We start from the raw sequence: 13,642 nt of genomic DNA, 5'->3' as shown, positions 1-13,642 counted from the left end.
CAACTCCCACACCAGCGACCACAACTCCCACACCAGCGACCACAACTCCCACACCAGCGACCACAACTCCCACACCAGCGACCACAACTCCCACACCAACCGGGACAACCACGAGTCCCACAACGGGGACAACCACGAGTCCCACAACAGGGACAACTGCGAGTCCCACACCAACAACAGGGACATTGCCGACACAGGTTCCCAGTCCGAGTCCGACTCCGACTGCAGGCGGGACAACTCCGAGCCCGAGTCCTTCGATCGTCCCTACTCCAACTGCGGCGCCCCCAACTCCTCCGCCTTTGGGCGGTGGGCCGACTCCGCCGAGTTTTACATCTCCGACTCCTAACCAGCCGCCGATCGTGGAAACTGGCAAGACGCTGACTGGTTTGCAAAATCTGCCTCTGTCTCTGAGCATTTCGGCGCCCAGCGACCCGGAGGGCCAGCCACTGTCGATCGCGGTAGTCGGACTTCCCAATCCTACTTTTGGTCAGGTAATTACGGGTACGAGCCCCCTCACAGTGAACCAAAAGTTAACGGTTCAGGATTTACTTGGACTGAAATTTCAACCTGGAACAAACGTGATCGGGCCAGCCGGTTCTTTCAGCTACAGCGTAGCTGACGACCAAGGCGGCACGGCAGCAGCGTCAGTGGCAATTAACATCAATTCTTTCAATACCTCCGTAACTGTTCCAACTACCCTGTCGCCGATTGCTGTCAATGACGGCATCATATTTACGAGTACGAATAATTCGCAGCCCACTTTCATCGACGTGCTGGCAAACGATTCCAGCCCGCAACAAGGGCCGCTCAACATTATCAATGTCAGCACACCGCAACTGGGGATAGCTGTAAATCTTGTCTCTCAAGTGCAATTCATCCCCGGCAACGTAGCGGGTACAACTGCTTTTACCTACAGCGTCAGCGACGGATTCGGGACAATTCCCGGAACAGGTACTATCACCGTTCAAATCTTGCCGGCTGATAGCGGGCCTAACAATTTAGTTGGGGGTTCTTTGCCGGACAATTTGGACGGTTTGGCGGGCAGCGATACTATTGATGGTCAAGGCGGCAACGATACGATTAACGGCGGTGTGGATAACGACGTGCTCGTAGGGGGCCTCGGCGCAGATACCATGACGGGGGGCGGCGGCAGCAATCAATTCCGCTATACCAGCCCTGCACAAGGTGGGCCGGCTTTTGATGCGGCTTCTTCGGCTGCGATCGATGCTGCGATCGCGGCGGGCGGATACGATGTGATTACCGACTTTAACGGCCTCGGTGTGCCGATCGCCGATCAGTTTAATTTTGCCCCAGGATTCCCCAATCTCAGCAATGGCAGTCAAGTTCTCCTGAATGTGCAGACAACTGTTTCTGCAAATATTCTGGGAGGAACTGCTTTCTTGTTTGCTTACGATTCCGGCGGCAATACTTACATCATTTATGACGGCAATGGCAATAACGTCGCCGGTGCGGATTCTCGCATTTTGGCGAAGTTAAATGGTGTAACTGGGGTTTCTTCTCTTTCGGGATTTGACTTCACGTTTATCTAAAAAGAAAAGATCAGAGGTTTGAAACCGCAGATTAACGCAGATAAACGCCGATTTTGGTGGCAGTTTATCTGCGTTAATTTGTGTTCATCTGTGGGGAAAAATTAAATCTCCTTCTACTCAGAAAACAATCCCAACAAAGAGCCAAGCATAGCACTGAACTTTGAGAAAAATCAGAGGTTGGAAACCGCAGATAAACACAGATAAACGCAGATTTTCTTGGCGGTTTATCTGCGTTGATTGGCGTTCATCTGCGGTTAAAAGTTAAATCTGATTTTCCTCAGAAAAAAGGCCCAACAAAGGGCCAAGAATAGCGCCGAAAACAAAGCCGCCAGCGTGGGCCCAGTAGGCAACTCCGCCGGATTCCATGCCGACACTTGCCGGGGCATTTAAGGAAGCCAAGCCACTCAATGCTTGCTGTGCAAACCAAAATCCTAGAAAGAAGAAAGCGGGGACTCTGACGGTGGTAATAAATATTCCCAAGGGAAGCAGTGTCAGAACTTTGGCTTGGGGATATCTGAGAATGTAAGCTCCCATCACGCCTGCGATCGCGCCGCTAGCACCCAGGGACGGCATGGCAGATGCTGAGGAAAAATACCACTGAGTTAGTGATGCTAAAACGCCGCAAGTAAGGTAAAATATTATAAATTTGACGTGTCCTAAACGATCTTCTACGTTGTTGCCAAAAATCCACAGAAATAACATATTTCCGGCAATGTGGAGAAAGCCTGCGTGCAGGAATTGGGAGCTAATTAGTGTCGTCCATTCGGGAAATGGCGAAACTGGCAGAGCAACCCGACACATATTGCTTAACTGGCAAGGAATTACGGCCCAAGAGTAGAAGAATTGGGTTAATTGTCGATCGCCCAAACTGAGTTCGTACAAAAATACTAATATGTTTGCGGCAATCAGCCCGTAGGTGACGTAGGGAGTGATAGTAATGGGATTTTCATCGCGTAAGGGAACCACAGCCTTTTTTTCCTCATCAAAATATTGGCAACACAGTAGCGCATTTATTGCCCAGGTGTCTCCTGTCTAAAGGAAGAGGGAACAAGCCAATCGATTTTAGATTTTAGATTTTAGATTAAAGAATTGAATAATTGAATAATTGAATAAAGCGACTTGACGAAGGTATCCGGGGGGTGGTTATCGGATACTATATTTTTTATTTCTGCAGGGATGAATCCGGGGGCTTGTACTGCCCCCGGTTGCCGCAAGCTTCCTTCAAACCCGCCGTGTCGCGCTGAAACAAAAATAAAACCCTCCACCTTCGAGTTAGTTGAATATCTGCTTTTTAGTGTTGGGTTTTATTTTACCGCCAAGGGCTATATTGTAGGATTGCAGAGCAAGTTTGTAGTTGCGATAGTGGTGCGGGTTTTCACCTATCAAAAAAACTACAAACTTATTTATCCCCTTGCTGATTACATTTTTACAGCGGGGCTAGTTGAAGGTTTAGGAGACTTAATTTCTTGGGAAACTGCACGGGCGCGGAAGAGTTTAGCAACGACTTGTTCACACTTAGACAAATCCGATTCTATCTCTGTCAAAATGGCAGTTGATACGGGATCTGTGAACTTCACCCGCAGGTTGTTAATATCGACAACACCAGTTTGCAAATCACCGAGAGTGCTCCGCAGCAAGAAGGTTTCATCGGTTCCTTGCACCGAGGCTTTTAATTTAGCGTATTTGTCAGCAATTTGGGCAGGAATTGAGGGTTTTTCACCGAAATCGTTTAGGCGTTTTTCGAGAGCGAGGATGTGGTGCTGTTTATTTTGGATCATTTCTGCAAGGAGCGATCGCAACTCGCTGTCTTGGGTTTTTTCCGCATAACTTTGAAAGGCTTCGCTAGAATAGCGTTCCCCTGCGAGGGCGGTATTCAAACCTTTAACAATGTCGCCTTGTGTAGAACCTCCCCAACCGTTAGCTAATTTCCACCATTCTGCATTTGTGTCACTTTCTTCTGGCAAACCGACTTCTTTTCCACCGTAACCGAGGCGAGCCATAATTGCGGTGGTAAATATTGCTAAATCTCCCGGTTGGCGGGAAGTAATCAAGTTGCCGTCAACTACTAAAGCTTCGTTGATGTAGTTAGCTCCGGCATTAATCATGTCTGTTTTAATTGCCAAGAAACCTGTGGCTTTTTTGTCTTTCAGCAAGTCGGCTTCAATCAAAACTTGCGGGCCGTGGCAAACAGCAGCCACGATTTTTCCTTGCTCAAATGCTTCTTTTACAAACCTTACTGTATTGGGATTAGTCCGCATTGTATCGGGAGCCATACCGCCGGGAATTATCACTGCATCGAATTCTGCGGGTACTGCTTCAGTGGTAGTTCCGTCAGCCTGCTGGGCAACTTTTCCTTGTTTCCCTGCATACTTTTCGTTGGTGCGCGAACCGAGGACAACTACTTCAAATCCTGCTTGTTTTAAGGCGTTGTAAGGAACTAGAAATTCGGAATCTTCAACTCCATTTTCGATGAGTATGGCAACTCGTTTTGTGTTGCTACCTTTATCTGTTGTCATAATCAACTTTCCTCAGACTATCTTTTATTTAACCCTAAATGATTTATGATGTTTTTAGCGTCTTGCTAAAGTGATAAATTAGTGAGTTTTAAAAGGGGTCAGCGTGAGCCTTGAGAGGTATTTTACAGTAATTGTCTCAATGCACGTAAGAGGCTCCATTAATGTCGATCGTAGTCCCGGTAGCGTGCGTAGCCAAACCCGATGCTAAAAACGCGATAACATTGGCAACATCTTGGGGAGGAGCGATTTTGCCGATCGGGATATCGCGAATAATATCAGCTTCACCGAACTCCTGAATAAACTGATTAGACATTTCTGTACTGACAAATCCCGGTGCAACTGTAAAAGCCAAAATATTCTCAGCCGCAAACCCTCTAGCAATGCTGCGAGTTAAAGCAACAATAGCACCTTTAGAAGCGGCGTAGTGCAGATAATTCGGGTCATCGCCGCGAAAAGCAGCGCGACTTGCTATATTAATAATTGTACCGACTCTGCGAGTTTTAAAATGAAGAATTGCTTCCCGGCACAAGTCGGCAGTGGCAATTAAATTAACTTGTAGAGTTTGCTGCCAAGCTGACGACCAAATATCGAATTTATCCTCGATACCCGCTGACTGCATAATTCCAGCGTTATTAACTAAAATATCAATATGACCCCGCCATTTTAAAGCATCTCGCCACAAAGTCGAGGCCGCGTTTTCCACCATCAAATCTGCGGCCAATAAATAACAGCGATCGCGCGCAACACTTGCTGCTACAGATTCAGCTTCTTTCTGACTGCGAAAGTAATGCAAAATCACCTCAGCCCCAGCATTAACCAGAGTCCGCACGGTCACTGCACCAATCCCTTTCGAGCCACCAGTTACTAAAATTACCTTTCCGGTTAAATCAATCATTTCTGTCTCTCTTTTCTCTTTCTCTGCCCCTTCAGCACCCTCTGCATTTAATAAAAAGAATAAATCCCCTTTACACCAAAAATATAATTGCTATATGATACAGCACATTCCATCTAATGTATACCCCATTGCCTCATGCTGATAGATATCTGCAACACACATCTCCAAAAACTTCCCAATCTTTTCACAGGTTGGTTTCTATGGGAAATATAGCCACTGGTTACAGCACTATAGCTTCTTTGTCCTTAAAGTCGATAACTACAGTGGATTCGGCAGCAAAGGTCGAATCAGCTCCATAATTCGATCAGAATTAAAATTATTGATATAATCCGTTAGTGCGTTGAACAAACTTGCTTTGGATTTGGGAATTTGTACGATTAATTCGTTCATAACTTCGGTATCGAGATAGTAAGCGGCTTGATACATTTGTTCTAACCACTGAGGGGGCATCATGGATAGATCTTCTACAGACACCGTTTCAACCAATAGTTTTTGTGGAGTTTGTTCTAGGACTTCGTAGATATATTGCACTCCCAAATATTTAGCAAGTTTGTCAAAGATTTCTCTTTGCTGAAATGGCTTGCTTATAAAGTCGTTACAGCCAGCCATAAGAACTTTCTCTCGATCTTCTTCAAAAACACTGGCAGTTAAAGCAATAATGACAGTTTCTTGGCTCTTAGGGCGTTCTCTAATATATTTAGTAGCTGTGTAGCCATCGACGATCGGCATTCGTAGATCCATCAGAATCAGGTGGGGCCGCCAACTCTCCCACAGTGAGAGTGCCTCCACTCCCTGTTTTGCTTCTCTCACCTCAAAACCAATCGAGGTAAGGATATCGACTAACAAGCGGCGATTTTCTTCTAAATCTTCAACAATTAGAATCCGGTAAGTTGGTTGTCCGGGAGCTAAACCAATTACTCTTTGATTACTTGATTCTGGGGGTACGGATTCTGCTTCAGGTAACTGTACAGGAATCTCAAAGGAGAAAGTGCTACCTTGTTGCAAAGTGCTTTTAACGCGAATTTGACCGCCCATGAGTTTGACGAGTTTTTGACTGATGGCTAAACCAAGTCCACTGCCTTGACTCAAATTATTCCCAGCTTGGGCTTGCACAAATACCTTAAATAGGCTATCAATTTCTGTGGGTGCAATTCCTACGCCTGTATCCTCAACTTCAAAACATAGGTGACAGGATGTTTTGTTTCTTTGCGTTGCTCTTACCCGTAGGGTGACGCTTCCTTGGTTGGTAAACTTAATCGCATTACCGAGCAGATTGACGAAGACTTGATAGAGTTTTTTCTCGTCGCTATGCACAAATTTAGGAAGGTCGGGAGCTAGCTCGCAAATTAGTTGCAATTCTTTAGATTGGACTTTAACTTGGAACATTTCTTCAATAGAAGCCAACAAATTTGTCAAATCAAAGTCAGAAAGATTGAGAGTCATCCGTCCACTCTCTATTTTGGATAAATCTAAAATCTCGTTAATCAAGTCCAATAAATGTCTACCGCTACGGTTGACAATCTGTAAACGTTCTTGGAGAGAAGGAGTCAGATTTCTCTCATAGCTCATCAATTGCGTGAATCCCAAAATTGAGTTCAGGGGGGTGCGGAGCTCGTGGCTCATGTTGGCGAGGAAGACAGTCTTGGCTTGGTTTGCTTCATTTGCTTGGTGAAATTCCAACTCAGCTTGTTTGCGATCGCTAATGTCAATTAAATATCCCAAGATTTCTACTGGTGTACCTAAACGATCTCGAATTAGCCTAAGCTGACTGAGCATCCAGCGATAAACCCCATCGGAGCGACGAAAACGGTATTCGTGGAAAGAAAAATCATTAACAAATACATTGGCTAAACCATTAAGCACTGGTTCTACATCATCTGGGTGTAAGTGATTCACCCAAAATTTAGAATCTTCTAAAAACTCGCGGCTTTCGTAGCCCAATATATCTTTGATATTTTCGCTGATGAACGTTGCGCCATAATCGCCAGCAGGTTTACTGCTAAAAATGACAACGGGGCTGTAGTTTAGAAGAAAGTGGAGGCGATTTGTCGTCGCTTGCAAGGCTTGCTCAGCCAGTTTTAGCTCTGTTGCGTCCTCCTGAACGGCAACATATACAGTTCCGTATTCAGGATGCTCAAACATGGATGTATGAACTCTGCACCAAAAGACAGTTCCATCTTTCTTTTTATTGTGGACTTCATATTTCGCTTGCCCCGTCTCTTCAATTTGAGTGACCATATCTAGAACGCTTACATCTGGTGTAACCTTTGTATCGACATAATTCAAGACACCAACGTATTGACCTGCGAGTTCGCCCTCTGTGTAGCCAAACAAAGCGTCAAAGGTAGGATTGGTGTAGACGATTATGAGGTCTGAGGCTTTAATCAAACACACTCCTCCTCCCATGTTATTCATGATAACGCTTTGGAGTTCTAGCGTTTTTTGAGCTTCTTTTCGAGCCGTAATTTCTTGGATCTGAGAAATAAAATGCAGTGAATTTCCCTCTTCATCTTGTACGAGGGAGCCGTTAAGAATAATCCAAATAATATGTCCTTGCTTATGGAAATACCGTTTTTCCATTTGGTAAGTGGAAATTGTTCCTGCTAATAGTTGATGTGCATAATTAAGATCCCCGTCTAAATCGTCAGGATGGGTGATGTCTTGGAAAGTTAACGCTAACAACTCTTCTGAGGAGTAGCCAAGAATCTGACATAAGGCCGGGTTGACTTTAATCCAGTGCCCATCAAGTGAAACGATCGCCATTCCGATAGAGGCATCTTCAAACGCATGGCGAAACTGCTCTTCACTGTTTCGTAAAGCCATCTCAATTTGTTTGCGATCGCTAATATCGCGCAGAATAACAGTAAATACCATTTCGTCTCCCATTTCCAGCCTAGAAATAGAGGCTTCAGCCGGAAACTGCGTTCCATCTTGACGACGAGCCAAAATCTCGCCTCGTTCTCCCATCCTTCGCGCTCTGGTAGAAGACTGTGCAAATTTTTTGATATGCTGCGGATGTGCATCTCTAAACTGTTCTGGCAGCAGTAAATTCAGTGGCTTCCCTAAAGTATCCTCAATTTTATAGCCAAACATCTTTTCTGCCCCTTGATTAAACAGGGTAATGCGTTGAGTGCGATCGACTGAAATAATTGCATCATTGGCGATTTCTAGAATTCCCGCAAAACGAGCCTGCGATTTTTGTAAAGCATCTGTTCGTTCAGCCACAAGAATTTCTAAAGTTTCGTTAAGTTTTTTAATTTCTTTTTCCGCTTTTTGGCGCCTGTAATCTATCTGGTTTAAAGAGCGAGCCGTCCCCAAGATAAGAATTGAGAACGTGACAACCATAACAGTTGAACGCAATGTATAGCCAAAATTAACGTTATACCAGCCTAAATTTTGTCCCTGAAGAGTCAACCAGTTCAGTGTCACTGGAAAGATTGTCCCCCAAGGCAGCAACCACCGAACCATTACTCCGCCCACCAGGGGACTGGTTAATACTTGCATTAATCCTTCCTTGGGGCGGAGCCATAAAATTCCTCCATAGAGGATGAAAAAGGTGGCGATCGTGTTTAGGGGTTGAGTCGTCGTAATTGTGACCAACCGTTCAAGAATATCGACACTGAATATGTGTCCAAATAAAGCTAGTAGAGAAATTAAAGCTGCAACACTACTAAAAATCTGAGCCAACCAAGTGTGTCGTTGGGAATTTTGCCCTAACAGTAACAATCCTACTCCCATGAGCACAAAATTTAGGGCGGTATTGACTCCCATTCTTCCCGGATAAGGAGTCGCTGAAGACACGAACTCTCGGAAAAGCCACTGATCAATACCCAGCTTCCAACCAAAAATATACTGGCTCAGCGTCAGCATACCGACGATGATTATGAATCTTGCCATCCCTTGAGCGATGCGATCGTGCAGTCTGGTTCTTGGGTACTGCAACAATCTCAAAGATAGTCCAGCCAGCACAAAGCAAATTGCCGTGTTTGCTTTCATGGTCGAAGTCATACCGGGAAAACCACTTTTGAGTAGAGAGATGTCAAATTGCCAACCCAGCAGCACGAGACATCCGATCGCAATGACGAGTAGACTTGCCATTTGAGAAATGCGCTTGTTCATAAATCGGCTGTTTGAGTTGACACATTCTTCTTTTAATGTTATGTGCAGCCAAGAAGAGTAACCACGGGGGGACTGCCCCTACCCGAACAATTCAGATTTTGTATGGCTGCGCCCCCTTGCCAGTCGAATATCTCGGGGATCGCAAGATTTCTTTGTGTGTAAAGTGAGCTTTATAATCTCATAATTCAACTATACTATTGGTGCATAGGGTTATATTCCTCTAGCAGGAAACTCGGGAAATCAGTATGATTGTCGATAGAACTAGCGATAAGATTAGCGAGCAAGCTACAAACTACCGAGGCAATATTTTAATTGTTGACGATCTGCCTGATAACCTGCGTCTGCTCAGGGATACTTTGAGGGAAGAGGGTTATAAAGTTCGCAGTGCTATAACAGGGGCAATGGCTATCCGAGCCGCCCAATCGCCATCGACGGAGCTAATTTTACTAGATATTAAATTGCCAGATCTTGATGGCTATGAAGTTTGCCGACAATTAAAATCAGATGAGCGCACCGCAGACATTCCAATAATTTTTTTGAGTGCTCTCAATGAAACTTTCAATAAAGTGCAAGGGCTGGCTGCCGGAGGGGTAGATTATATTGCTAAGCCATTTCAAGTCGAAGAAGTATTAGCTCGTGTTGAAACCCACCTAACTATCCGACGGCTGCAACAAAGTCTCCAAGAGCAGAATTTACGTCTCTTGATAGAAATTGAACAACGGCAACGTCTCGAAGAGTCTCTCTTTTCCGAAAAGGAACTGGCTCAAGTGACACTACAATCCATTGGCGATGCGGTCATTACTACTGATGCCCAAGGTAAGGTGAGATATTTCAATCCTATAGCTGAGCGACTGACAGGCTGGAAAACTCATGAGGTTCAAGGAGTTCATTTCTCTACAGTCTTCCTAATAGTTGATTCAGTAACGCGAGAGCCAGTAGAGAATCCTATAAACCAGGCTCTATTAGAGCAGCGAATTGTGACCTTAGCTAACAATACTATTCTGATTGCCCATGATGGAACCGAGTATCCCATTGCTGACTCTGCAGCACCTATTCGAGACCGCCAAGGTCAAATTATTGGGGCAGTAATCGTCTTTCATGATGTTACTGAATCGCGCTATCTCAGCCGTCAACTATCTTGGGAAGCCAGTCACGATGCCCTAACGGGGTTAATCAACCGTCGAAGATTTGAGCAGCACCTAGTTGAGGCGATCGCCTCTGTTAAAGATAGCAATTACCAGCACGCTCTCTGTTATTTAGATTTAGATCAATTCAAAGTCGTTAACGATACCGTAGGTCATATTGCTGGCGATGAGCTACTGCGCCAAATCACCGGACTTATTCAACAGGGAGTCCGTGCTAATGATATGCTGGCTCGCTTGGGAGGTGATGAATTTGGTATTTTGCTCACTCAATGTTCGCTCTCTCAAGCAACTCAGATTGCGGAAAACCTCAAAGACCTAGTGCATCAGTTTCGGTTTATTTGGAATGGCAAAACATTTATCATCGGAGTCAGCATTGGAGTTGTTGCTATTGACCAAACAAGCCAAGATTTGAGGGAGCTTCTGGGAGCGGCTGATGCAGCTTGTTATGCCGCCAAAGCCCGAGGGCGAAACTGTGTTCATATTTATCGTCTAGATGATGGCGAACTAATTAAACAACGGGGTGAGAGGCAGTTGGTTTCCAAAATCAGCCGAGCGCTGGAAACCAATAGTTTTTGTCTCTACTACCAAAAGATTGTCTCTATTACCTCTAAACCATTAGTAGAGCATTATGAAATTTTGCTCAGAATGCTGGACGAAAATGGACAATTAGTATCTCCCAATGAGTTTATTCCCGCCGCGGAGCGGTACGGCTTGATAACTGAGATCGATTGTTGGGTAATCGAAAATTTTTTCTCTAATTATCACAATTTGCCGGAGAGAGATGTTCAGAGTACAGGCTTGTATACGATCAATCTTTCTGGGGCTAGCATTAGTAACAATCAGTTCCTGATGTTTTTAATCAAACAATTTCCTCGCTACCAAGTCCCCCCAGAAAGCATTGGTTTTGAAATCACGGAAACCGCAGCAATCGCAAATTTTGAGCAAGCCAGATATTTCATAAGCGAACTCAAAAAAATTGGCTGTCGCTTTGCTTTAGATGATTTTGGCAGTGGATTGAGTTCGTTTGCCTATCTGATGAATTTACCAGTTGATTATTTAAAGATTGACGGTGCTTTTGTCAAGAATATTAGTCATAATTTGATTTCTCAAGCGCTCGTTGAAGGCTTTAATCGTATTGCCCATGCGATGAATCTGCAAACTATAGCTGAGTTTGTCGAAGACGAGACTATCTTAGAAAAATTGCGGGAGATTGGGGTAGATTATGCTCAGGGTTATGGGATAGCCCGCCCTGTTCCTATTAACTTTAATCCCTAGGCGATCGCACTGGGCCTGCGAACCCATGGCCTCACGCCTGCCCATTGTCTGGAGGCCTCCAAGAGTCGATCGCCCGCTGCTACAAGGCTAGCTCAACTTACTGTGTCACATTTAGATCGAATGTGCTGTAATTGTAAAGGATTGAGTGTTCTATTGGAAATAAACCGGAAAATTTGCCATGAAAGCAGTTGCGTTCGATCGCTACGGTTCAGCCGAGGAATTGCTGTACCGAGAATTGGAAAAGCCGATCGCCAAATCCAACGAATTGTTAGTGCGAGTTCGCGCTAGCAGCGTCAATCCCGTAGACTGGAAAATCCGGCAAGGACACCTGCAACTATTAACAGGATTTAACTTTCCTAGAATAGTCGGTTCTGACATATCGGGAGTTGTCGTGGAAGTCGGCCGGGAAGTCACCAAATTTCAACCCGGAGATGAAGTTTATACTTTCTTAAATCCCATCAGTGGGGGTGCTTGCGCCGAATACGCGGCCGTGCCAGAATCGGATGCAGCAATTAAACCGAAAAACATCACTCATGCAGAAGCAGCAGCAGTACCGATCGCAGGTTTAACTGCTTTGCAATCGCTCAGGGATTTGGGTCAACTTCAAGCAGGAAACAAAGTATTGGTTAACGGCGCTTCCGGCGGAGTCGGCACTTTTGCCGTGCAAGTTGCGAAAGCAATGAATGCAGAAATAACGGGAGTTTGCAGTGCTAAAAATAGAGAATTGGTCAAGAGTTTGGGAGCGGATTTTGTTCTCGATTACGCGGAAGTTGACTTTACTCAACAAAGCGATAAATATGATATAATTTTAGATGCTGTCGGGACAAGAACATTTGATGACTGCGAAAAAGTGCTGCAACCAGAGGGAGTTTATATCTCGACTTTGCCGAGTTTAGACAACCTCGCACCGATGTTAACAAGCTGGTTTATATCGGGTAAAAAAGCTAAATTCATTCTAGCCAATGCCAACACGAGCGATTTAGGGGCTTTGCGGGAGTTAATAGAATCCGAGAAAGTTGAGCCGATTGTCGATCGCACTTACAGCTTACAAGAAGTAGCAGCAGCCCACGTTTACAGCGAAACAGGCCGCGCGATCGGCAAAATTGCGATCGTGATTGAATAATGAAGGCACTACACGGATTAATGATCGATAATTCATTCTGCTGCTGAAGTCAGAATGAAGAATGAAGAATGAAGTCGGAGCAATTATGAAATAACTATTCTCAATTACCAATTTTCAATTACCCATTTTCAATTACCCTTTCCCTCTTACCAATTACCCATTTCCTATGACTGCTCCCTCAAACTTGGAGACATCCGAACAAGGTTCCGACAACAACCTCGAAGCAATTAGCCCGGAAAACAGCATTGCACCAATCGCCGGCGGTGCGATGGGTTCTCGCAACTTAGAAAACGAATTTCTCGACGAACTTCCCGACGAAGTTGAGATGTCTTTGTTCGAGCATTTAGAAGAATTGCGTCTGCGACTTTTCTACTCGCTAATTGCAGTAGTAATCGCTGTAATTGGTTGCTTTTTAACAGTTAAACCTATCGTGCAACTGCTAGAAATACCGGCCGGGCCCGTCAAGTTTCTGCAACTAGCTCCCGGCGAGTATTTCTTTGTTTCTATCGAAGTAGCCGGATACACCGGTTTGCTCCTCGCCACTCCATTTATTTTTTACCAGATAGCGCTGTTTGTTCTCCCCGGCTTGACTCGCAAAGAACGCAGGTTGCTGGGGCCGGTGTTTTTCGGTTCGAGTTTCCTATTTTTGGGCGGTTTAGTATTTGCTTACATTGCTCTGATTCCGGCGGCGCTTAACTTCTTTGTTACCTATGGAGCGGATGTTGTAGAGCAGTTGTGGTCGATCGACAAATACTTTAAATTTGTGCTGCTGTTAATGTTCAGCACCGGCTTAGCTTTTCAAATCCCGATCGTCCAAGTATTGCTCGGTGTTTTGGGCATAGTTTCTTCTAACCAAATGCTCTCCGGCTGGCGTTATGTAGTCTTGGGAGCGGCAGTTTTGGGAGCGGTGTTAACGCCTTCTACTGACCCTTTAACGCAAAGTCTTTTAGGAGGTGCGGTGCTGAGCTTGTATTTTGGAGGGGTTGGTTTGGTAAAGCTTTTAGGGCGCTAAAAACTCC

At 45.0% G+C, this 13,642-nt stretch carries 8 protein-coding genes; 4 read left to right on the top strand and 4 right to left on the bottom strand.

What is annotated here, in order from left to right; all coding sequences use genetic code 11:
* On the top strand, positions 1 to 1,550 hold a 1,550-nt coding region (locus QT994_RS11260; RefSeq protein ID WP_445243895.1), incomplete at its 5' end, for an Ig-like domain-containing protein.
* A gap of 261 nt (positions 1,551 to 1,811) precedes the next feature.
* Here QT994_RS11260 and QT994_RS11255 read toward each other — a convergent pair.
* From QT994_RS11255 to QT994_RS11240, 4 genes are all read right to left on the bottom strand, one after another.
* Positions 1,812 to 2,516, bottom strand: a complete 705-nt coding sequence (locus tag QT994_RS11255; RefSeq protein ID WP_333174464.1) for a rhomboid family intramembrane serine protease — start codon at positions 2,514 to 2,516, stop codon at positions 1,812 to 1,814.
* A 452-nt stretch (positions 2,517 to 2,968) separates the two neighbouring features.
* Complete coding sequence (locus tag QT994_RS11250) at positions 2,969 to 4,066, bottom strand: DJ-1/PfpI/YhbO family deglycase/protease (RefSeq protein ID WP_333174461.1); 1,098 nt, start codon at positions 4,064 to 4,066, stop codon at positions 2,969 to 2,971.
* 136 nt (positions 4,067 to 4,202) lie between these two features.
* Entirely contained in the window at positions 4,203 to 4,961 is a 759-nt protein-coding gene (locus QT994_RS11245) for an SDR family oxidoreductase (RefSeq protein WP_333174459.1), read from the bottom strand.
* Between the two features lie 258 nt (positions 4,962 to 5,219).
* On the bottom strand, positions 5,220 to 9,080 hold the full coding sequence (locus QT994_RS11240) for a PAS domain S-box protein (RefSeq protein ID WP_333174457.1): 3,861 nt from the start codon (positions 9,078 to 9,080) through the stop codon (positions 5,220 to 5,222).
* Between the two features lie 245 nt (positions 9,081 to 9,325).
* On the opposite strand from QT994_RS11240, the gene QT994_RS11235 reads away from it, so the two are divergent.
* From QT994_RS11235 to tatC, 3 genes are all read left to right on the top strand, one after another.
* A complete protein-coding gene (locus QT994_RS11235) occupies positions 9,326 to 11,500 on the top strand; it encodes an EAL domain-containing protein (RefSeq protein ID WP_333174455.1) in 2,175 nt (724 codons plus the stop codon).
* 178 nt (positions 11,501 to 11,678) lie between these two features.
* The gene (locus QT994_RS11230; RefSeq protein ID WP_333174451.1) at positions 11,679 to 12,623 is read left to right on the top strand and encodes an NAD(P)-dependent alcohol dehydrogenase; all 945 of its coding nucleotides are present in this window, start codon (positions 11,679 to 11,681) and stop codon (positions 12,621 to 12,623) included.
* Between the two features lie 166 nt (positions 12,624 to 12,789).
* A complete protein-coding gene (gene tatC / locus QT994_RS11225; protein WP_333174449.1) occupies positions 12,790 to 13,635 on the top strand; it encodes a twin-arginine translocase subunit TatC in 846 nt (281 codons plus the stop codon).
* Positions 13,636 to 13,642: the final 7 nt, after the last annotated feature.

Source organism: Microcoleus sp. S13_B4 (assembly GCF_036700885.1).
GTDB lineage: Bacteria > Cyanobacteriota > Cyanobacteriia > Cyanobacteriales > Microcoleaceae > Microcoleus.
Note: the sequence above shows the minus strand (reverse complement) of the source record. Positions and strands in the feature narration are given on the sequence as shown.